Here is a 20,810-nt window from a genome sequence, read left to right as displayed (position 1 = left end):
AACGGAACGCCGGGAATCACGACCCGGCGGCGCGACGGGGCCGGTATCCTCCGGGCCCTGCCCCCCCGGAGGAAAGGTCTGAACCGGATCAGAACGCCAGGCCGGCGCCCAAAGACATCGCGGTGCGGTTATCGCCCGACGAACCCGGATCGAATATCTGGTAATTGGCGTAGATATTGACCATATTAAGGCTTGTGGACGCGCCCAGCAGATAGGTTTTGGAACTGTCGAAAGTGTTTTTGTATTTCGTGTAAGTATAGGAAAGATACGGCGTCACGACCGGCAGCATTCCCCAGTCCAGCCGCACGTTCCAGCTCTGGTCAATATAGCCGCGCTCGAAAGTCATCAGCCCGGGCTCCTCGTCCATATAAGGCTGGCAGGCCGCGTCAATATCCTTGCTGTAGCCGAGGTTTTTCAGGTAAGTGCCGCTGAGCACGGTGCCCAGAATCTGCGCTCCCGCGAACAGGGACATGTCGGTTTCGTTATTTTCGTAGGACACGCCCGTCCCGCTGAATTTGTGCCGGTAATAGGAAAGCGAGCCGCCCACGTCTATCCGGGTCACGCCTTTGGCGGATTTCGCGCCTGCCCCTCCCGACCGGGGTCCGGCCAGCCGGCCGCTGTCGGAGTTGGACGGGGTGAGCGAAAAAGTCACGTCGGCCGCCAGGCCGGTGCGTTCATAACCGTTCTTTTCCGGCACCAGAGAGCCTTTCAAACCCACGCCGTAAGTGTCTTTGTCCAGCCCGGCGCGCAGGCCGTAGTTGAGCATCGTGTCGGACACATATTTGTCCTTGAACGTGTCTATCGTGGGACGGAGCGAAAGCCCGCCCCCGGTGCCCAGTTCCCCGAAGAACCGGTAGCTCTGGTAATCGTCCGACCCCGTCACCGCCGACGCGCCGCCGTTGAAATACGCGAAAGCGCCCGCCGGCAGCGCCAGCAATGAAACAAATGCGATCAATTTTTTCACTGTCGTTCTCCTTTTATAAACGGAATTACCGGCTTTTTTTCAGCGCCACACCGCGGGTTCTGGCGTCTTCCCTGTCAAGATACCCGGAAAAATTGCGCGGTTTGCGGGCCTTCCAGCCTTTCTTGTGGTAAGCGTAACCCACGATAAGCGGCATGGCGAGAGTGGCTTCGGAATAAACCATCTGCTCATGCACGGTGTCCACCTTGCCCCAGGAACAGGCTTCCTTGAGCGTGGAGCCGGACAGCGCGCCGTCGCGCTCGTCGGCCACGGTAACCTGCACCGCGTATTTGTGCATCGGAACCTCCGCGCCCAGCACGTCGGCGCAGACTACGGTGTCCTGCGCGAAATTCTTCGGCACGCCGCCGCCGATCATCAGCAGGCCCGTTTCGCCGGCCTTGATTTTAAGCAGCGTAAGCTCAAGAAAATCCTTGGCGGAATCTATGGACATGTGGCTTTTGCCGTTCTTCCACTGGTGCAGCACCACGCCAAATCCCGCGGAACAGTCGGAAAACGCGGGCACGAAAACAGGCACGCCTTTTTTGTAGGCCGCGAGAACCACGCAGTTTTTCTCCTTGCCGTGCCGGTCCAGATAACGGCCCATCTCCCTGATTATTTCGCGGGAGGAATAGGGGCGGTGCTCGAGGCCGTTGGAGATCTGGTGCATGGTTTCGTCGCACACGCGCAGTTCTTCTTCGTCAATAAAGGTGTCGTAGATGCGGTCAATTTCAAGCTTTCGCAGCCACTGGTCATCCAGCCCCCGGGACTGGCCTTTATAATGCTTGAAGCCGAGCCCTTCAAAGAAATCCTGATCAACGATATTTGCTCCGGTCGAAACGATCGCGTCCACCATGTTGTTGTTGATCATGTCAACCACGATCTGTTTCAGGCCCGCGGAAAACAGCGAACCCGCGAGGCATAAAATGACGGACGAGCCTTTGTCTTTGAGCATCATGTCGTAAATCCGGGCGGCGCGGGCCAGATCGCGCGCGGAAAAAGCCATCTCATTCATGGCTTCCACCAGCGGGACGACGTTATGTTTTTTGATATCAATATGTTTGATCACGTCTTTGAGCAGATCGGATTTTTTGGGGGTTGCCATTATATAATCTCCTGAATTTCAGCTTCCGGCTTCATTATGCGGACTGTCTGATATTATACGAAAATACGGCGCGCTTTACACTGATTTTCGCGCCCGGTTCCCGCGATCCTGCGCGCGCGGTTTTATTGTGCTAAAATATAGACGGGAACATGTTTTCCGCGCGCTGCCGCGCCGGACCGCCGGTTCCCGCCAAACCAACCAATCACAGCGAGGTGAGCATGGCATTCTCATTGATTCCCAAGGAAGTGAAATTCTTTGACCTGCTGGACCAGCAGGCTGAAAACGCCATCACGGTGTCGAAGTATTTCCGCGAAATAGCCGTCAACGGAGTATTTGACGACGCTTCCGTCAAGAAAATGAACGATCTGGAAAGCGAAGGCGACACGCTCTGCCACGAAATCACCGACATGCTCAACCGCACCTTCATCACCCCGCTCGACCGGGAAGACATCTACGCGCTTGCCCACGAGCTGGACGATATCGTGGATTTCATCAATTCCATCTCCTCGCGCATGAAACTTTACAAGCTCGCCAAAGCAGACGACGAGATCAAGCGGTTCGCCGACGTGATCGAAGAAGCGGTCGCCATTCTGGCCAAGGCCGTCAACGGCCTGCGCGATTTCGAGCGGTCGCGCCGGATACTGGATTACTGCATAGACATCAACCGGCTGGAAAACGTCGGCGACCAGCTGCGCGACAACGCGCTCGGCAAGCTGTTCGACACCGAGAAAGACCCTATCATGGTGATCAAATGGAAAGGCATTTACCAGTCGGCGGAAGTGGTGCTGGACAAATGCGAGCACGTCGCCAAGACGATAGAAGCCATCGTGGTCAAACAGAGCTGACATGACGATCGCGCTCGTTCTGCTTATCCTGCTGGCGCTGGCGTTTGATTTCCTGAACGGGTTTCATGACGCCGCCAACTCCATCGCCACGGTAGTGTCCACGCGGGTGCTTTCGCCCCGCCACGCGGTCATGTGGGCCGCGTTTTTCAACTTCATAGCGTTCCTGTTTTTCGGCACGCATGTCGCCGGCACCATAGGCAAGGGGATCATAGACATCGCCATCATGGACCAGCGGATCATACTGGCCACGCTTTCCGGCGCGTGCCTGTGGAACCTCATAACATGGTATCTGGCGCTGCCGACCAGTTCGTCGCACGCGCTGATGGGCGGGCTGATAGGCGCGGCGCTGGTAAAATCCGGCTCGGGCGCGCTGGTTTGGTCCGGCATAGAAAAAACGCTGCTGTTCATGGTCATCTCGCCCATACTGGGCCTGGCGCTGGGCCTGGGTTTTGGCGTGGTGGTGTTCAGGCTGTTCCAGCACTCCTCGCCGTCAAAAGTGGATCATCTGTTCCGCAAGGGCCAGCTGCTTTCCGCGGCGGCCTACAGCCTCGGCCACGGCGGCAACGACGCGCAGAAAACGATGGGCATCATTGCCGGCCTGCTTTTTTCGTCCGGTCTGCTGGGCACCCACTTCTACATTCCGCTGTGGGTGGTGCTTGCCTGCCAGGGCGCGATCGCGCTGGGCACCATGTGCGGCGGCTGGCGGATAGTCAAAACAATGGGCCAGAAGGTTACCAAGCTCAAACCGGTCGAAGGGTTTTGCGCGGAGGCCGGAGCGGCGATAACGCTGTTCGTGGCGTCGGCGGGCGGCATTCCCGTAAGCACCACGCATACCATCACCGGCTCGATCATGGGCATAGGCTCGATCAGGCGGTTCAGCGCGGTCAAATGGGGCGTGGCGGGCCAGATCGTTTGGGCCTGGGTGCTTACGATACCCGCCGCGGCCGGCATTTCGGCGGCCACTTACTGGCTGGTGAAAATATAGCGGGACGCGGGTTTTTCCGGGCAGGAGCCTTTTCTTCCGCCCGTGGACTTGCGCGCGCAAATTAAGTAGCATTTAGGCGGCTGGTCTGCGCGACGGACCCGCCTGAATATCCACAGGAGGATGAATGAAGCGTCTTACAAAGCTGTTCTCCGCGGCCTTTGCGGCTGCCGCGCTGCTGGGCGGAAATGCGTTCGCCAGCGAAGCCAGTATTAAAATCCCGGATCTCGGTTCCGTTGACTTTGTGGGCATGTCCGGCCACAGCCTGCTTGTAGTGGGCATAATAATCTGTCTGCTGGGCATAGCGTTCGGCCTGATGCAGTTCAACCAGATCCGCCTGCTGCCGGTCCACAAATCAATGCTCGAAATTTCGGAGCTGATTTACGAAACCTGCAAAACATACCTTATAACCCAGGGCAAATTCATCGCCATCCTGTGGGGATTCATCGCTGTGGTCATGGTCGTGTATTTCGGCTTCATGCTCAAATTCACGATGCTGCAGTTGAGCATCATCATCATTTCCAGCATCGTGGGCATTCTGGGCAGCTACTCGGTGGCGTGGTTCGGCATCCGCATCAACACCTACGCCAACTCCAGAACGGCGTTCGCCTCGCTGCGCGGCAAACCGTTCCCGACAATGGATATTCCGCTTAAATCCGGCATGAGCATCGGCATGCTGCTCATCAGCGTGGAGCTGGTGATGATGCTTGTCATCCTGCTGTTCATTCCCGGAGATTACGCGGGCCCGTGCTTTATCGGGTTCGCGATCGGAGAATCGCTCGGCGCGGCCGCGCTGAGAATAGCGGGCGGCATCTTCACGAAAATAGCCGACATCGGCTCCGACCTTATGAAAATCGTCTTCAAAATCAAGGAAGACGATGTCCGCAACCCCGGCGTGATTGCCGACTGCACGGGCGACAACGCCGGCGATTCTGTCGGCCCCACCGCCGACGGTTTTGAAACTTACGGCGTTACCGGCGTGGCGCTGATCACCTTCATCGTGCTGGCGGTGAAAGATCCCACGGTGCAGGTGCAGCTGCTGGTCTGGATTTTCGTGATGCGCATCGGCATGATCGTCACCAGCGCGGTTTCGTACTGGATCAACAACGCGGTCGCGGCGGCGAAATACGGCCAGGCCAACCGCTTCGACTTCGAAAAACCGCTCACGTCGCTGGTGTGGATCACTTCCATTATCTCGATCGTGATGACCTATATCCTTTCAAAAATGATCGTGCCGGAACTGGGCGGCTCGCCGGATCTGTGGTGGAAACTGGCCACGATCATCACCTGCGGCACCATCGCGGGCGCGCTTATTCCCGAACTGGTGAAAGTGTTCACGTCCACCAATTCCGGCCATGTGCGGGAGATTATCAGCGCATCGAAAGAAGGCGGCGCGTCGCTTAATATCCTGTCCGGCCTTGTGGCCGGCAATTTCAGCGCGTTCTGGATGGGCATTACCATAGTCGCGCTGATGGCGGGCGCGTGGGCGATGAGCACCTTCGGGCTTGACGCGATCATGACGGCGCCGGCCATTTTCGCGTTCGGCCTTGTGGCGTTCGGGTTTCTGGGCATGGGCCCGGTGACGATCGCGGTGGACTCCTACGGCCCGGTGACGGACAATGCGCAGTCAGTCTACGAACTGTCCATGATCGAAGCCCTGCCCGGCATCGCGGACGAGCTGAAAAAAGATTTCGGCTTCACGCCGGACTTTGAAAACGCGAAACGCCATCTTGAGGAAAACGACGGCGCGGGCAACACGTTCAAGGCCACCGCCAAGCCGGTGCTGATCGGCACGGCGGTAGTCGGCGCGACGACGCTGATCTTTTCGATCATCAAGCTGCTCGGCGAAAAATTCGGCGAGTCGGACATGATCAGCGGGCTTTCGATAGTGAACCCGGTGTTTCTGCTCGGCCTGATTACGGGCGGCGCGATCATCTACTGGTTCTCCGGCGCGAGCATGCAGGCGGTGACGACCGGCGCGTACCGCGCGGTCGAGTTCATCAAAAAGAACATCAGGCTGGAATCGGCCGAGAAAGCCTCGGTGTCCGACAGCAAGAAAGTGGTTGAAATCTGCACCCGTTACGCGCAGAAAGGCATGTTCAACATCTTCGTGGCGGTGTTTTTCTTCACGCTGGCGTTCGCGTGCGTGAACCACTACTTCTTCATAGGCTATCTGATTTCGATAGCGATTTTCGGGCTGTATCAGGCCATTTTCATGGCCGATGCGGGCGGCGCGTGGGACAACGCCAAGAAAATCGTTGAGACCGAGCTGAACATGAAAGGCACCCCGCTGCACGACGCGACGGTGGTGGGCGACACGGTGGGCGATCCGTTCAAGGACACCTCGTCCGTCGCGCTCAACCCGATCATCAAGTTCACCACGCTGTTCGGCCTGCTGGCGGTGGAATTCGCCATAGAGATTGACCCCGTGACGAACCTTTTCATCGCGGCGGTGTTTCTGGCAATTTCGCTGACGTTCGTATGGCGCTCGTTCTACGACATGCGGATCAAAACGGAGGAATAACCGCGCTTTTGCCGGTTTTTAAACCCGTCCGGTTTCAACCGGGCGGGTTTTTATAAATCCGTTCGGAAAAACCCGGCGCGTGCGCGCCGGGATGAAACGCGCCTCTCCGCTGCCGGGGTAACCTACAGCTTGCTTAAAACGAACCGCCCCGGCGCAAGCCGGGGCGGTTCGTTTTCAATCACAGATATCGCAGAATGAGCTGTATGGAACGCCTTTTTATCCTTCTCGCGGCGGCAGGCCTGTGCGCCTGCGCAAATTTCAGCAAAACATGGACGCCATCACAAAGTTCCTGTCAAAAACCGAGCGCAAGCGCTAATATATACATACTATTGTCGAAAAGCGGCGGATTATGCTAACCTACAGATAGCTAGGCAGACAATCCCTACAGAATTCATGTAGGCGCGGCCCGGTCCCTCTTGGGCCGCAAAGCGTAAAACAAGGACTCCGATATGCTTCCCGAAAGCGCATCCAACTGGATAAAACTCGACAGTCTTCTTGCCAGCCTCATGCATATCCACGACATAAGCACCGGCTATACCACCTCGCATTCGCTTAACGATCTGTGCCAGTCGGTGCTAAACCAGGCCTGCGGCCTGACCGGCGCGAAACGCGGCTCCGTGATGATCTTCAACGGCAAAACGCAGGAACTGGAGTTTACCGCTTCGCGCAACCTGACGCGGCAGGTGCTGGAAACGGCGCATTTCAAATCCGGCGAAGGGATCGCCGGGCGGGTTTACCAGTCGGGCGAGAGCGTGGTTGTGACTGACCCGGCGAACGACCCCAATTACGCCAGTTTCATCGGCGCGCCTGAACAGCAGGAACCGTTCGCGGCGATCCCGATAAAAACCCGCACCAACATCTACGGAGTGCTTAACCTGCACGACGCGAACAAAGAGGATATCCTCAACGAATATAATCTGAAACTGCTTTCCGTGCTGACCGGGAAAGCCGCCATGACAATCGAAAACATGCGGCTGTACAACACCCTCAAGAACTTTAATTTCGACATGGTGGAAACGCTCACGCGCGTGATTGACGCGAAAGACTCCTATACCCACGACCACGGCAGCCGCGCGCGCCTTAAAGCGCGCAGCATAGCGCAGGCGCTTGAGCTGGAGCTGGACGAGATAGAGAAAATCGAATACGCGGCCCTGCTGCACGACATAGGCAAAATCGGCATCCGCGAGGCGGTGCTGCTGAAACCGGGCCGCCTGACGGATCTGGAATACGCGGAAATCAAAAAACATCCCGAAATCGGATACCAGATAATTTCGCCGGTGGAATTCCTGGCCGACGTGTCGCGCATGGTCCTGCACCATCAGGAATGGTACAACGGCAAAGGCTATCCGTCCGGGCTGGCGGGCGAAAAAATCCCGCTCGGTTCGCGCATAGTGTCGGCCATAGACGCGTGGGACGCGATGGTTTCGGACCGGCCCTACCGCCGCGCCCTGCCCCGCGAAACCGCGATCGCCGAGCTGCGCAACGGCGCTGGCACCCAGTTCGATCCGGCGATAGTGGACGTGTTTCTCGCGCTCGAAGAAAAGGAATGGCGCGACACCCAGGGCCAATGCTGTATATAGCGGCAACCCCGATCGGCAATCTTGACGACATCACCCGCAGAACACTTGATATTCTGTGTTCCGCGGGTTTGATTTTCTGCGAAGACACCCGCATGACGCGCCGTCTGGCCGACGCTTACGGCCTCAAGGCGCGGCTGCTGCGCTATAACGAACACAGCGGCAAATCGCTCGACGAAGCCATGCGCCTGCTGCACGAAACCGAAGTGGCGGTACTGGTGTCGGACTCCGGCACGCCCTGCATCTCCGACCCCGGCTGGAAGCTGGTGGCGCGGGCGCGCAGCGAAGGAATAAAGATAGTTTCGATGCCCGGTCCCTGCGCGGCGGTGACCGCGCTGGCGGGAGCGGGCCTGGGCGGCGGCGGGTTTGTGTTTCTGGGGTTCCTGCCCAAGCGCAAATCGCGGGCTGTCACGGCGGTGAGAAACGCGCTCGCGCTGGAAAAGCCGGTAATTATCTACGAATCGCCTTTCCAAATAGCCGGGCTGCTGCGCCTGCTGTCCGAAAATATTGAGCCGGACACGCAAGCCGTGCTGGCGCGCGAACTCACGAAAATACACGAAGAATGGCTGAGCGGCACGCTGGCACGGATAACCGCGGAAATAACCGGGCGTGACAGGGTGAAAGGCGAAATAGTCCTGATCCTGCGCGCGCCGGCGGAAGCGGACACGCAAACCAATGAAAACACTGATCCTTAATATTGACACGGCCGGGCCGGACGCGCTGGCCGAAGCGGCGAGGCTGGTGCGGGACGGCGCGCTCGCGGTTTTCCCGACCGACACGGTGTACGGGCTCGGCGCAAACGCGCTGCGCGCGGAAAGCGTCGCCCGGATCTACGCGCTCAAAAACCGCCCGCCCGGCAAACCGCTGCCGGTGTTTGCCGGCTCGGTCGTGACGGCGCGCAAAATTGCACAGTTCACGGCTCCGGCGGAAAAGCTGGCCGCGCGGTTCTGGCCCGGCCGGCTGACCCTGATACTGCCGCCCGCACCCGGCTGGGCCGCCTTTGCGCGCGGCGCGGCGGGCATAGGTGTGAGAGTGCCGGGCCACAGCCGGCTGCGCGGCTGGCTGGCGACAATCGGCGAACCGCTGGCTCAGACGAGCGCGAACAGCTCCGGCTCACCCGCCCTGACCGATGAAGCGGGCGTGCTGGCCCGGTTTGACGGCGCGGTTGACATCATACTGACCGGCGGGCAATTGAACGGAACCGAATCCACCGTAGCCGATCTGACCGGCCTTGCCCCGGTGCTTCTGCGGCAAGGCGCCGTCACGGCGGAAGATTTTCTGGCCGCGCTGTGAACCGGGCGCGGATCCGCCGGTTACTGTCGCCGGTTATTTGAAAAGACGGCAAAAATGAATATACTCATAATATGCGCTGGCAACACCTGCCGCAGCGTCATGGCGGGGCGGTATCTGGCGCGGCGGGCCGGCGCCAGAGCGCAGGTAGCGACGCGCGGACTCAGGCCCGGCGGGCAGGTGCCGGAGGAAGTGTTTGCCGCGCTGGCCAGGTCAGGACTGGCCGGGTTTGCGCACACGCCGCGTAAAGTGACCGCGCGCGACATTGCAAAAGCCGATCGCGTTTTTGTAATGGAAACCCGCCATAAAACGGACTTGGCGCGAATGTTTCCGCAGGCGGCGCGGAAAACGGAACTGTTCGGCCTGACACTGGAGATAACCGATCCGTTCGGCCGGGGCCCGGCGGCCTATGAAGCCGCGCTGGGCCTGATAAAAACCGCGGCTGACAGGATTTTGACAGAATTACCGCAAGGAGATCAAAAAATGTACGAACATGTAAAAACCCAGGATCCGGAAGTATATTCCGCTATCCGCAAGGAAGTTATCCGGCAGCAGACCAAGCTGGAGCTCATCGCATCGGAGAACTACACCTCCCAAGCGATTATCGAGGCGCAGGGCTCGCTGCTTACCAACAAATACGCCGAAGGCTATCCCGGCAAACGCTATTACGGCGGCTGCGAATATGTGGATATCGTGGAAACGCTGGCCATCGAGCGCGCGCAGAAACTGTTCGGGGCGGACTACGCCAACGTGCAGCCCCATTCCGGCACGCAGGCTAATATCTGCGCCTACCTTTCGCTCATCAAACCGGGGGACACGGTGCTGGGGCTCAACCTGTCGCACGGCGGACACCTGTCGCACGGACATCCGCTCAATTTTTCCGGCAAATACTTCAACATCGTGGCGATGAACGTCAGCCGCGACACCGAAACGATTGATTACGAGGAAGCGGAGAAGCTGGTAGAGCAGCACCGCCCGAAACTGATCATGGCGGGCGCGTCGAACTATTCGCGGATCTTCGACTGGGCGCGCTTTAAAAAGATGGCCGACAGCGTGGGCGCGTATCTGGTCTGCGACATAGCGCATTACGCGGGGCTGGTGGCGGCGGGCGTTTATCCCTCGCCGGTTCCCTACGCCGACTGCGTGACCACCACCACCCACAAAACCCTGCGCGGGCCGCGCGGCGGGCTGGTGCTGTGCAGGGAAGAGCATAAAAAGGCCGTGGCGCGCACCAACTTCCCCGGCAATCAGGGCGGGCCGCTGATGCACGTCATTGCGGGCAAGGCCGTGTGTTTCGGCGAAGCGCTCAAGCCTGAATTCAAAACCTACCAGAAACAGGTCATGGCCAACGCCAAAACACTGGTGAAAGAGCTGGTGGACCGGGGCTACAGGATCGTGTCCGGCGGAACCGACTGCCATCTCTGCTCCGTGGATCTGCGCTCGAAGAATCTTACCGGAAAAGACGCGGAAATCGCGCTCGACAAGGCCGGCATCACCGTCAACAAAAACACCATCCCCTACGATCCTCAGCCGCCCATGGTGACCAGCGGAGTGCGCATCGGCACGCCCGCCATCACCACCCGCGGCATGAAAGAGGCGGAGATGGGCGAAGTGGCGGAGCTGATAGACGACGCGCTCGGACACCACGATAACGACGCCTATCTGGCCAAAGTGGCCCGGAAAGTGGAAGAGCTGTGCGCCCGCTTTCCCCTTTACCAGGGCCACGAGCTGTAATCCCGGCCCGGAGCGAAAACGACCATGCCAGAAAAAAAGAAACCCGCGAAAGGCGGTCTGCCGCGCGCGGAAATAGGCGTGATAGGGGGCAGCGGAATATACCGGCTCGACGGCCTGCGCGCGCGCCGCGAAGTGACCGTTAAAACCCCGTTCGGCGCGCCTTCCGGCGCGTTTACGCTGGGCGAACTGGACGGAACGCGGGTGGCTTTTCTGCCCCGGCACGGGCAGGGGCACCTGCTCAACCCGTCGGAACTGCCGCAGCGGGCAAACATCTGGGCGTTTAAAGCGCTGGGCGTAAAAACCCTGCTGAGCGTAAGCGCCGTCGGCTCGCTGAAAGAAGAACTGGCGCCGGGCTGCTTCGTGTTTCCCGACCAGCTGGTTGACCGCACGGCCGGCCGGCCGGGCACTTTTTTCGACAGGGGCGTTGTGGCGCACGTTGACTTCTCGCGCCCGTTCTGCGACAGCCTGTCGGACCGGCTCTATTCGCTGGCCGAAACGCTCGGCATAGCGTGCCGCCGGGGCGGCACGCTGGTCTGCATGGAAGGCCCGGCTTTTTCTACGAAAGCGGAAAGCGAATTTCACCGCCGGATGGGTTATTCGCTTATCGGCATGACAGCCTGCCCGGAAGCGAAACTGGCGCGCGAGGCGGGGCTATGCTACGCGCCGATTTCGATGGTAACCGACTACGACGTGTGGAAAGAGAACGAGCAGGTGACCGCCGGCAAAGTGCTGGAGATCATGTCGCGCAACTCCGAACAGGCCGGAAAACTGCTGGCGCGCGCCATACCGGAAATAGCGAAAACGCACACCGGCTGCGCCTGCCGCGCGGCGCTTAAAGGCGCCAGCCCGACCGACCGGAAACTGATACCCGCGGCGGCAAAAAAACGGCTGGCCCTGTTTCTCGGCGAATTACAGGCCTGAATCAAATGAAACTCCCCCGGCTGTGCCATTGGCCTGCCGGTTGTTATTACGCTTTACCGGCAAGCCGGGGGGGTCTTTCGGTCCAGATTTTGTTTGCCCTGCTTGCGCAGGGTTACACACTCCATACCCCTGCTTGAGCTGTGCCATGCCGGCAATCATTATGTCGTGCCGGCCGGCGCCGGGTTTTTGTGAGCTGAATTTATAAAACGAAAAAGCGGCCGGAATTTCCGGCCGCTTTTTGTTTTTGCTATTGATATATACTAGAATATGGATATCCGGCAGGAAATGGAGAACAACAATTGTTTACACCCGAAATTGAACAGCAGCTCATAGAAACCGCCATAGCGGCGCGCGCGCACTCCTATTCACCGTATTCGGAGTACAAGGTGGGCGCGGCAGCGCTGGGCGGTTCGGGTAAAATCTACAGCGGCTGCAATGTGGAAAACGCGTCCTACGGGCTGAGCAACTGCGCCGAACGGACCGCGATATTCACGGCGATAGCGGCGGGCGAAACGAAGATCAAAGCCCTTTGCGTAGCGGCAAAAGTGTCAAACCCGTGCGGCGCGTGCCGCCAGGTTATGATGGAATTTATGGCCGGCTCATCCCCCGTCACCACGGCAAACGTGGATGACGAAACCGGCAAATACCGGCTCCAGCGGTTCACGCTGGCCGATCTGCTGCCCCGCGCATTCGACCCCAAAAAAGCGGGGCTTTAACCACTACAGGAGCAACCCCATGAACACAAAAACCCTCAGCGACATAAGCGGCTGGCTTAAAACCACCGATCTGGCGGAGTTAATCTACAAAAAAGGCCGGGCGGGTTTTGAACTGCGAACAGAAGAAGCGCTTCCCCGCACCGAACTGCCGGCCTGCGCGTACACCACGATTTCCTCGCCGGGCGTAGGCATCTACCGGCGCAGCGTAAAAGGCAAAACCGCAGTTTTCAGCGAAGGCGCGCGCATTTCCCGGGGCGACAGCCTGGGTTATATAGAAGTGCTCAACACCGAAAAGCCCGTTCTCGCCGACACTGACGGGATAATCCGCATTGTCTGCGTGGAGGACGGCGCGCCGGCCCATTACGGGCAGCCGCTGTATTTCATCGAACCCAGCTGACCAGCCAAATGCCAGAACCCCCGGAAGCGGCCATCTGCGACAGTTGCGGCAAAACGAATTCCGCTGCGCTCGGTTTTTGCGTATATTGCGGCGCGCCTCTGCCGGCAGCCGCGACTGCGGAGCAGCGCTCCACGCAGGCGGGCCAGCCGGAATCGGCGGCTCTTAAATTTCTGTTCATCGTGCTGTTTTTCGCGCTGCTGACGGGTCTGGCGGCTTTCGTGCTGCTGCGCCCGGCATTGCGGCAGCGCCAGCTGGATTCTGCGGTAAACGGCTATTTCGAGGCACTGCGCTCCGGCAATTACCTCAAAGCGTACGCGCGCCTGTCGGGCGGCTCGAAAAAATACTGCACCGCGCCCCGCTTCGCCGCATTGCAATCGGCAACCCCTGCCGCCGCGCGCGACATAACCGTATTTAAAAGAACAGATGCCGGCGCGGTGGTTAAATACCGCACGGAAACCGGCGAAGACGCCTACACTTCATTTTTAAGCGAAAACGGCAAATGGGTAAAACCGTACATACCCGACCTGATGGCGAACACCGAAGCCGCTATCGCCGCCGACCAGCCCGAGCAGGCGCTGCATCTGGCAAAAACGGCGAGAAAGCTTGATCCGTTCAATCCGGCCACCAACGCGCTGTTATGCCGCGCGCAGTTCTCGGCCGGCCTGCATAAGGACGCAATAGAAACCTGCACCGACGCATTGCTCAAGCAGGAATACCCGGCCGGATTTTCCTCCTCGGAATCAGCCACCTGCCTGTATTATCTGGGCACAAGCGAGCTCAAGCTGGGCCGCAGTGACGACGCAAGAAACCGTTTTGAAAAAATCCTGTCCATACCCGACATATCCACTCCGATCGCCTGCCTTGCCAGGCTGGCGATCCCGCAGACGTTTGACAGTTCGGCTGACCGAACCGGACTGCTTGCCATGGCCCGGGAAACCGCGGAACAATGCACCGGACCGCAGGAGCGCGGCCCGGCGCAGAGAACTCTTGACATACTGGCCGGCCGTGCGACCAAAGAAGCCATCGCTTTCGGCCGGAATTACAAGGAAACCCCTTCCTCGTTCACTCTTGAGGAAATCTGGAAAGAACAGAAGAATAACATCGCCCGCTCGGCGGGGCATCTGACCGCTCCGGCCGAGCAGTGGCGCGCCGCGCCGGAAACGCCCGGAGTATATAAAGTAACGCTGGCACTGGGCGCCGGCAAAGGTTCGAAAGGTAAAGTTATCCCCCCAAAAAACATCTGGACGCTTTCCGTGGACCTTTGGGCGGGCGCAATCAGAATGGAACAATAATCCCAAGGAGCTGGAGCATGATACCGTTTAAAAAAGTGCTGGTCGCAAATCGCGGAGAAATAGCCCTGCGGATAATCCGCGCGCTCAAGGAAAACGACATCCTGTCCGTGGCGGTTTATTCGGAAGCCGACCGGGGCGCATTGCACGTCCGCCAGGCGGACGAAGCAGTCTGCATAGGGGCCGCGCCGGCGCGGTCAAGCTATCTGGACATTCCCTCAGTAGTCGCCGCCGCCAAACTGGCCGGCGCCGACGCGGTGCATCCCGGTTACGGGTTCCTTTCCGAAAACCCTGCCTTTTCAAAAGCCGTGACCGACGCGGGCATGGTGTTCATAGGCCCCACGCCTGAAACGATCGCGCTGCTTGGCTACAAAGCCGCGGCACGGAAACTGGCTGTGGAACACAAGGTGCCGATCGTGCCGGGCACAAAAGAGCATGTGCATGAAAACGCGCTGGAGGAAGCGAAAAAAGTAGGGTTTCCGGTCATGATCAAAGCCTCGGCCGGCGGCGGCGGCAAAGGCATGAGAATAGCGCGCACGGAGGCGGAATTCGAAAAAGCACTTCAGACGGCGCGCACGGAAGCGAAAGCGGCGTTCGGCGACGACGGTGTTTACGTTGAACGGTATGTGGAAAAACCGCGCCACATCGAAATCCAGATCGCGGCGGACAGCCACGGCAGCATAATAGCTTTCCCGGAACGCGACTGCAGCGTGCAGCGGCGGCACCAGAAACTGGTGGAAGAATCGCCCGCGCCGGCGGTCACGCCGGCGATCCGGGCCGGCCTTATGCAGGCGGCAAAGCGGCTGATCAGGGCGTCGGGCTACACCGGGGTCGGCACGGTCGAGTTCCTCATGGACAGCCGTGGCGAATTCTATTTCATGGAAGTGAACACCCGGCTTCAGGTGGAACATCCGGTTACGGAAACGGTTTCCGGGGTTGACCTGGTGCAGCTGCAGCTGGATATAGCCCAGAACAAGAAACTGCACATTACCCAGGAGCGCGCGGCGGAAATACGGTGTCATGCGATCGAATTCCGCATCAACGCCGAGGATCCCGGCAGAGATTTCGCCGCCGCGCCCGGGGCCATCTCCGAATGGATCGCGCCGGGCGGGCCGGGCGTAAGGGTTGACACCGGCATCTACCCCGGCTACGAAATCCCCAGTTATTACGACAGCATGATCGCCAAGCTGATAGTGAGCGCGCCGGACCGCGCCGGCGCGATAAGCCGCGGCAGACGCGCGCTTTCGGAATTCCATATCAGCGGCGTGAAATCCACCATTCCGTTCCATCTTCAGCTGCTGGACCGGCCTGAATTTAAAGAAGGCAGCGCCGATACGGGACTGGTGGAAAAAATGTTTTCCGCCGCGCCCGCGCAAACACCCGGAACAAAGGTTAAAGTGCCTGCATGACACCCGCGAAAACCAAAATAATCACCCTGCGCCAGGCGGTATCGTGGCGCAGGGCGCAGGCGCGCAAAGGCAAAACGGTGGCTTTTACCAACGGCTGCTTCGACATACTGCACCCGGGTCATGTAAGAATATTGGAAGGCGCCCGGAAAACGGCGGACTCATTGATAGTCGGACTCAATTCGGACGCTTCTGTCCGGCGGCTCAAAGGCCCGGCACGCCCCGTTAACAGCGAGCGGGACCGCGCGCTGGTGCTGGCCGCGCTCGAAGCGGTGGACCGCGTGGTGATTTTCGGGGAGGACACTCCCGCCGAACCCCTGCGCGCGCTCCGGCCGGACGTGCTGGCCAAAGGGGCCGATTACGCGCATAACCAGATCGCGGGCCGGGAATACGCCGGCAAAACGGCGCGGATCCGGCTCGTTAAAGGGAAATCCACCAGCCGCATAATAAACCGGCTGGCCGGCCGCGCCTGACAAGCGCGGGAGCGACGGCCTGCCGGCACGCGCGCGCAATGCATATCAATTGTCAAACCCGGTCTTTTATTTATAGAATGTAATAACGGCAGTTTTCCTATGGAAGGAACACGACATGTCAGATATTTTTCAGAAGTGCAGAGATTTCAAGACGGTGGAGCTCATGCGCAGCAAAGGGGTATACCCTTATTTCGCTCCGCTTGAGTCGGAGCAGGCGCCGGAAGTAATGTATCTTGGCAGGATGATGGTGATGGCCGGCTCGAACAATTACCTGGGGCTGGCCAACGATCCCCGCATGAAACAGGCCGTGAAAACGGCGGTTGACGAATTCGGAACCGGCTGCGCCGGTTCCCGGTTTTTAAACGGCAACACTCATTTTCATGAAGATCTTGAAATAAAAATCGCCAAATTCAAGCAGAAAGAAGCCGGGTTGATATACGCCACGGGCTACCAGATGAACACCGGCACGGTCGGCGCGCTTGTAGGCAAGGGCGATTTCGCCATTGTTGACAAGCTGGACCATGCCAGCATTCTGGACGGGGTGAATCTGTCCGGCGCGGAAATGAAACGCTTTAAACACAACGATGCCGCCGACCTTGACCGCGTGCTTTCCGCCATACCCGACAGCGCGGGCAAATTGGTCATAGTGGACGGCGTGTTCAGCATGGAAGGCGACATCTGCGACCTGCCCGCTCTCCTCGAAGTGACGAAAAAGCACAAAGCGCGCATCATGATTGACGACGCGCACGCCACCGGCGTGCTCGGCAAAAACGGGCGCGGCACCACCGAGCATTTCGGCATTGACCCGGACGAAGTGGATATCGTGGTGGGCACCTGCTCCAAATCGTTAGCCACCGTGGGCGGGTTCTGCGTGGGGAAAAGCGATATTATGGACTATATCCGCCACAACGCCCGCTCCATGATGTTTTCGGCGGCTCTGCCCGCCCCGTGCGTAGCCTCCATTTCCACCGCGCTTGACATAATCGAGCAGGAACCGCAGCGCCGCAAAAACCTCTGGGACATGACCCGGCGGCTGAAAACCGGGTTCGACGACCTGGGTTTTGACACCGGCCACTCCGAAACCCCCATTATCCCGATCATGGTGCGCGACAACACGAAAGTTTTCATGCTCTGGAAAGCGCTGCTGGAAGAGGGAATTTTCACCAACCCCGTAGTGTCGCCGGCGGTTCCGCCGTCCGACACGCTGGTCCGGGTTTCGCTTATGGCGACCCATACCAAAGAGCACATAGACCGGATACTGACGGCTTTCGACAAGTGCGCCGCCGTCATAGGCATCGCGCGGCCGGCCAAAGTAAAGTAGGTTATGCCGCTTGAACTGGCGGACGGCGAAGACCATCTGCCGGAATTCATAGAGCTTCCCTACCGGCTGCATAAAAACACCCCGTGGGTGCCGGAACTCAAGGCTGAAACGCGCGCGCTGCTCTCGCCAGGCCACCCGTTTGCGGAAAACGGCGAACTGAAGCTTTTTATCGCGCTGCGCGACGGTGTGTGCGCGGGCAGGATCGCGGCGGTGGTCAACCGCCTGCACAACACTTTTCACAACGACAGATGCGGTTTCTTCGGGTTCTTCGAATGCGAAAACAACCCGGAAACGGCCGGCATGCTCATCGGCGCGGTGAAAGAATTTCTTGGAACGCGGGGATTGGGTGCCATGCGCGGGCCGATGAACCCGTCCACCAACCACACCTGCGGAATGCTGTGCGAAGGTTACGATCTGCCGCCGGTCATCATGATGCCGTGGAACCCGTCCTATTATCATGAGCTGATGGCATCCTGCGGGCTGGAAAAAGTGAAAGACGTCGTTTCATTTATCCGCTACACAAAGCAGGACATGTCGCCGCGACTGGAAAAAATACTGGCCCGGATAGACCGCAAGCCGAATATTAAAATACGCCCGTTCGACATAAGCCGGCTGGACAAGGAAATGAGCCTCATGCGTGAGATTTACAACGACGCGTGGAGCGAAAACTGGGGTTTTATTCCGCTTTCGCGGCGCGACGTGGAAGCCGACGCCAAAAGCCTCAAACCGATTTTAAAAGGCGAACACGGCACCATAGTGGAAGTAAACGGAGTGCCCGCAGGCGTGGGGCTGGTTATCCCGGACATCAATCAGGCGCTGGCCAAAACCCGCGGCTCGCTCACACCCCTGAACCTCCTTCCGTTTCTTTGGCAGTTAAAACACATTACGTTTTCCCGGCTCATAACGCTCGGCGTGAAAAAAGAATACCGGATGCTGGGGCTGGACCTGCTGCTGGTGCGCGAAGCTATCCGCACCGCCGCGAAACTCGGCTGGGACGGCGGCGATCTGGGCTGGGTGCTGGAAGACAATGTCAAAATGATCAATATTATCGAAGAAGTGGGCGGCAGGCTTTACAAGCGGTTCCGTATCTATCAGTGTCCTTTATAACGCCTTTTGAGCGGCGGTCATTAACCATTTTCAGGCTCTTCCCCGGCTATCCGGCCAACTCTTGCCGGCGGCAAAATCAACCTGCGCGCGGCAAGCCCGCGCGGTATTAAAGTTAAAAATCAGAAGTTTTACCCAGCGAAAAAACATCGCGGCAACCCGCGCGCAGCAGTCAAGTCTATTTAAACAGGCATAATCCGCGGTCGCAGGCTTTGAGCGTGCGGCACCGGCGCGTCCGGGCGACTATTTTCTCGTTATCCGGCACATAGCCTACCGTTTCCAGATCAATGAATACGCCGCTGATTTCAGGACAGCAGAGCGCGTCGGCGAGCGCGTCGTAATCAGCCCGCCGCACCGTTTCCACCAGCGCGGGAAACCGCTTTGCGCTGCGCCGCCCCGAAAGCAGTTCCAGCACGGACTGGCGGTAGGAAAAAATCTGTATTTTCTCGCCCGGCGCGGCATTCGCGCCGATAAACCCGGCCTGCGACACCACGGTTCCGTCATAACCCGAAAAAGCCAGTTTTTCAACCGCGCCCGCCGCTATGACGCCGGCGTTAACCAGCAATAAACCCGCCACGCTGAAAAAACAGGCCAGCGCGGCGCCGCGCGCCCATTCAAGCGCGCCCGCGCCGCCGGGAAATTCCGGCGCGAGCCGCAGCAGTCTGTCCAGATAAATCCCCGCCAGCAGCCATGCGGGCCAGGAGACCGAATAAAGATTGTAGATATGCGACCGGCCCTGATAATACGAAAACAGCCCCGCGCCCAGCACCGACAGCATGAAAACAACCGCCGCGGACGGACTGTAGCGCGCATCGCGCCGCAGAACGACAACCGAGTGCATCAACCCGCCGGCATAAAGCAGCGCGGGCACATTCCATAAATCCAGCACCCGCATCGGAAGCATATAATAACCCGACCCGTAATAAAAAGAATGATAGGAAAACAGCCTCGAAAAATCTGGCCATGCGCCATAACCCAGCCTGATCGCTCCGGCATACCCGGCAAAAACCAGACCCAGCGAGCACGCGCAGAAACCGATATCCGCGCCAAACAGCTTCAGAGCGCGGGCCGGCTGATCCGAGGAAAACCGCACGAACCCCAGCGTAAGCAGCCACGCGCAGAAAACAACCAGCCCCGAATCAATATTCCACAGCATCCCCGCACAGCAGACCGCAGTGGCAAACGCATGGTTGCGCGCGGCCGGAGCATAACACCACCGCTGGGCCAGCCACAGGCCCAGCGCCGGAAACAGCAGCCGCAAAGGCACATACTGGAAATACACTTCGTCAAAAGACAGCTTGCCCCAGAAATAGTGAAGAAACACCGCCAGCGCAAACGACCAGTACAGCCTTGTCCTGTCGGCGATCTCTCGGCGCACAACGGCGAACAGCAGCAGATAGGAACCGGCCGCCAGGCCCGACATAACCGCGGTGAATTTCAGCACCGACAGGCCGGTCAGTTTAAACAGCGGCGCGAGAAAATGCGGATACAGCCCGTACTGATTGGCGAAATCATGCAGCAGGACTCGCCCGTTAAAAACTTCCCAGACCGAATGGAACACCGCGGGAAAATGTATCGTCCAGCAGAACGTTTCGCGCGTATTGGCCGGCGTGAACAGCCCGTGCAGGAACACCGCCAGCACAAGCAGCGGCGCGATTATCCGCCCGGCCGCTACGGCTATCCGGCCCAGCCCGTCGCGCGCGGCCCGCGCGCGCGGCAACGCCACCCAGCAGGCCAGCGCGATGCCAGCGGCCCAGCTCGCCGCGCCGGTCAGGGACAGCCTGTAACTGCTTAAAAGCGCCGCGGCAGTCCAGAAAATTCCAAGCCCGGCCGCCAGACCCGGCATTTTCGCCGCAAGCGGATCACGCGGCGCGCGCTCGAAATATCTGCGCCACAGCGCGTAGAACGCATAAAGCAGAACCGGCCCGGCGCACAAAACGATCAGATAAACAAGCCGTTCGGCCGGCTCCGGCCTGAATTCTTCCGGCTTGACCGCGCTTGACGCGGCCAGAACCGAAACGTCGGTATCAAACGGAACAAGATTGACAAGAAAAGCCGCCACGCACAAACAGAAAACAGAACACAGAACCGCCAGAACGCACGAAGAAAAAACGCGGCCCGGCCCGGAATTCATATTGAAAAAATCCGGCCCGCGGGCGCAGGAGATT

The 20,810-nt window shown here is 59.1% G+C and carries 18 protein-coding genes and 1 pseudogene; 16 read left to right on the top strand and 3 right to left on the bottom strand.

The genetic code is table 11. The features are described from left to right. Positions 1-88: 88 nt before the first annotated feature. Both PHW69_00395 and PHW69_00390 read right to left on the bottom strand, forming a co-directional pair. On the bottom strand, positions 89-964 hold the full coding sequence (locus PHW69_00395; GenBank protein ID MDD4003646.1) for a hypothetical protein: 876 nt from the start codon (positions 962-964) through the stop codon (positions 89-91). Positions 965-989: 25 nt separating this feature from the next. Then, entirely contained in the window at positions 990-2,063 is a 1,074-nt protein-coding gene (locus PHW69_00390) for a deoxyhypusine synthase (GenBank protein ID MDD4003645.1), read from the bottom strand. Positions 2,064-2,281: 218 nt separating this feature from the next. Between PHW69_00390 and PHW69_00385 the strand changes: the two genes are divergently transcribed. From PHW69_00385 to PHW69_00310, 16 genes and pseudogenes are all read left to right on the top strand, one after another. Then, a complete protein-coding gene (locus tag PHW69_00385) occupies positions 2,282-2,908 on the top strand; it encodes a DUF47 family protein (protein MDD4003644.1) in 627 nt (208 codons plus the stop codon). Between the two features lies 1 nt (position 2,909). Further along, a complete protein-coding gene (locus PHW69_00380) occupies positions 2,910-3,893 on the top strand; it encodes an inorganic phosphate transporter (GenBank protein ID MDD4003643.1) in 984 nt (327 codons plus the stop codon). 124 nt (positions 3,894-4,017) lie between these two features. Continuing rightward, positions 4,018-6,414, top strand: coding sequence for a sodium-translocating pyrophosphatase (locus tag PHW69_00375; protein ID MDD4003642.1), 2,397 nt, complete (start codon positions 4,018-4,020; stop codon positions 6,412-6,414). A gap of 449 nt (positions 6,415-6,863) precedes the next feature. Continuing rightward, positions 6,864-7,994: a GAF domain-containing protein gene (locus PHW69_00370; GenBank protein ID MDD4003641.1), complete on the top strand. Its 1,131-nt coding sequence runs from the start codon at positions 6,864-6,866 to the stop codon at positions 7,992-7,994. Next, positions 7,982-8,686: a 16S rRNA (cytidine(1402)-2'-O)-methyltransferase gene (gene rsmI, locus PHW69_00365; GenBank protein ID MDD4003640.1), complete on the top strand. Its 705-nt coding sequence runs from the start codon at positions 7,982-7,984 to the stop codon at positions 8,684-8,686. Before PHW69_00370 ends, rsmI begins: the two co-directional genes overlap by 13 nt. Beyond that, complete coding sequence (locus PHW69_00360) at positions 8,667-9,284, top strand: L-threonylcarbamoyladenylate synthase (GenBank protein MDD4003639.1); 618 nt, start codon at positions 8,667-8,669, stop codon at positions 9,282-9,284. The genes rsmI and PHW69_00360 overlap by 20 nt, the downstream gene beginning before the upstream one ends. 54 nt (positions 9,285-9,338) lie before the next feature. After that, positions 9,339-9,716 (top strand): annotated as a pseudogene (locus tag PHW69_00355) (low molecular weight phosphatase family protein). Between the two features lie 48 nt (positions 9,717-9,764). Next, a complete protein-coding gene (locus PHW69_00350; GenBank protein MDD4003638.1) occupies positions 9,765-11,015 on the top strand; it encodes a serine hydroxymethyltransferase in 1,251 nt (416 codons plus the stop codon). A gap of 24 nt (positions 11,016-11,039) precedes the next feature. Then, a complete protein-coding gene (gene mtnP, locus PHW69_00345; protein ID MDD4003637.1) occupies positions 11,040-11,936 on the top strand; it encodes an S-methyl-5'-thioadenosine phosphorylase in 897 nt (298 codons plus the stop codon). Positions 11,937-12,235: 299 nt separating this feature from the next. Next, positions 12,236-12,652, top strand: coding sequence for a cytidine deaminase (locus PHW69_00340; GenBank protein ID MDD4003636.1), 417 nt, complete (start codon positions 12,236-12,238; stop codon positions 12,650-12,652). Between the two features lie 19 nt (positions 12,653-12,671). Further along, the gene (locus PHW69_00335) at positions 12,672-13,049 is read left to right on the top strand and encodes a hypothetical protein (protein MDD4003635.1); all 378 of its coding nucleotides are present in this window, start codon (positions 12,672-12,674) and stop codon (positions 13,047-13,049) included. An 8-nt stretch (positions 13,050-13,057) separates the two neighbouring features. Then, a complete protein-coding gene (locus tag PHW69_00330; GenBank protein ID MDD4003634.1) occupies positions 13,058-14,341 on the top strand; it encodes a hypothetical protein in 1,284 nt (427 codons plus the stop codon). Positions 14,342-14,358: 17 nt separating this feature from the next. Continuing rightward, positions 14,359-15,747: an acetyl-CoA carboxylase biotin carboxylase subunit gene (gene accC / locus PHW69_00325; protein ID MDD4003633.1), complete on the top strand. Its 1,389-nt coding sequence runs from the start codon at positions 14,359-14,361 to the stop codon at positions 15,745-15,747. After that, entirely contained in the window at positions 15,744-16,217 is a 474-nt protein-coding gene (locus tag PHW69_00320; GenBank protein MDD4003632.1) for an adenylyltransferase/cytidyltransferase family protein, read from the top strand. The genes accC and PHW69_00320 overlap by 4 nt, the downstream gene beginning before the upstream one ends. Positions 16,218-16,332: 115 nt before the next feature. Next, the gene (locus PHW69_00315) at positions 16,333-17,538 is read left to right on the top strand and encodes a pyridoxal phosphate-dependent aminotransferase family protein (GenBank protein MDD4003631.1); all 1,206 of its coding nucleotides are present in this window, start codon (positions 16,333-16,335) and stop codon (positions 17,536-17,538) included. 3 nt (positions 17,539-17,541) lie between these two features. Next, positions 17,542-18,645 (top strand): hypothetical protein, encoded by a 1,104-nt coding sequence (locus tag PHW69_00310; GenBank protein MDD4003630.1) that lies wholly within the window; start codon positions 17,542-17,544, stop codon positions 18,643-18,645. A 175-nt stretch (positions 18,646-18,820) separates the two neighbouring features. Here PHW69_00310 and PHW69_00305 read toward each other — a convergent pair whose 3' ends face one another. Beyond that, positions 18,821-20,776, bottom strand: coding sequence for a hypothetical protein (locus tag PHW69_00305; GenBank protein ID MDD4003629.1), 1,956 nt, complete (start codon positions 20,774-20,776; stop codon positions 18,821-18,823). Positions 20,777-20,810 lie beyond the last annotated feature (34 nt).

It is taken from the genome of Elusimicrobiaceae bacterium (assembly GCA_028700325.1).
Lineage (GTDB): Bacteria > Elusimicrobiota > Elusimicrobia > Elusimicrobiales > Elusimicrobiaceae > JAQVSV01.
This window is presented reverse-complemented; position numbering and strand designations above follow the sequence as displayed.

Excerpts from the sequence above, each read along its gene's own strand:
- PHW69_00380 (MDD4003643.1), top strand. The coding sequence starts at position 2,910 with ATGACGATCGCGCTCGTTCTGCTTATCCTGCTGGCGCTGGCGTTTGAT.
- PHW69_00370 (MDD4003641.1), top strand. The coding sequence starts at position 6,864 with ATGCTTCCCGAAAGCGCATCCAACTGGATAAAACTCGACAGTCTTCTT.
- PHW69_00390 (MDD4003645.1), bottom strand. The coding sequence starts at position 2,063 with ATGGCAACCCCCAAAAAATCCGATCTGCTCAAAGACGTGATCAAACAT.
- PHW69_00385 (MDD4003644.1), top strand. The coding sequence starts at position 2,282 with ATGGCATTCTCATTGATTCCCAAGGAAGTGAAATTCTTTGACCTGCTG.
- PHW69_00310 (MDD4003630.1), top strand. The coding sequence starts at position 17,542 with ATGCCGCTTGAACTGGCGGACGGCGAAGACCATCTGCCGGAATTCATA.
- PHW69_00350 (MDD4003638.1), top strand. The coding sequence starts at position 9,765 with ATGTACGAACATGTAAAAACCCAGGATCCGGAAGTATATTCCGCTATC.
- PHW69_00315 (MDD4003631.1), top strand. The coding sequence starts at position 16,333 with ATGTCAGATATTTTTCAGAAGTGCAGAGATTTCAAGACGGTGGAGCTC.
- PHW69_00330 (MDD4003634.1), top strand. The coding sequence starts at position 13,058 with ATGCCAGAACCCCCGGAAGCGGCCATCTGCGACAGTTGCGGCAAAACG.
- PHW69_00375 (MDD4003642.1), top strand. The coding sequence starts at position 4,018 with ATGAAGCGTCTTACAAAGCTGTTCTCCGCGGCCTTTGCGGCTGCCGCG.
- PHW69_00335 (MDD4003635.1), top strand. The coding sequence starts at position 12,672 with ATGAACACAAAAACCCTCAGCGACATAAGCGGCTGGCTTAAAACCACC.
- accC (MDD4003633.1), top strand. The coding sequence starts at position 14,359 with ATGATACCGTTTAAAAAAGTGCTGGTCGCAAATCGCGGAGAAATAGCC.
- PHW69_00320 (MDD4003632.1), top strand. The coding sequence starts at position 15,744 with ATGACACCCGCGAAAACCAAAATAATCACCCTGCGCCAGGCGGTATCG.
- PHW69_00360 (MDD4003639.1), top strand. The coding sequence starts at position 8,667 with ATGAAAACACTGATCCTTAATATTGACACGGCCGGGCCGGACGCGCTG.
- rsmI (MDD4003640.1), top strand. The coding sequence starts at position 7,982 with ATGCTGTATATAGCGGCAACCCCGATCGGCAATCTTGACGACATCACC.
- mtnP (MDD4003637.1), top strand. The coding sequence starts at position 11,040 with ATGCCAGAAAAAAAGAAACCCGCGAAAGGCGGTCTGCCGCGCGCGGAA.
- PHW69_00305 (MDD4003629.1), bottom strand. The coding sequence starts at position 20,776 with ATGAATTCCGGGCCGGGCCGCGTTTTTTCTTCGTGCGTTCTGGCGGTT.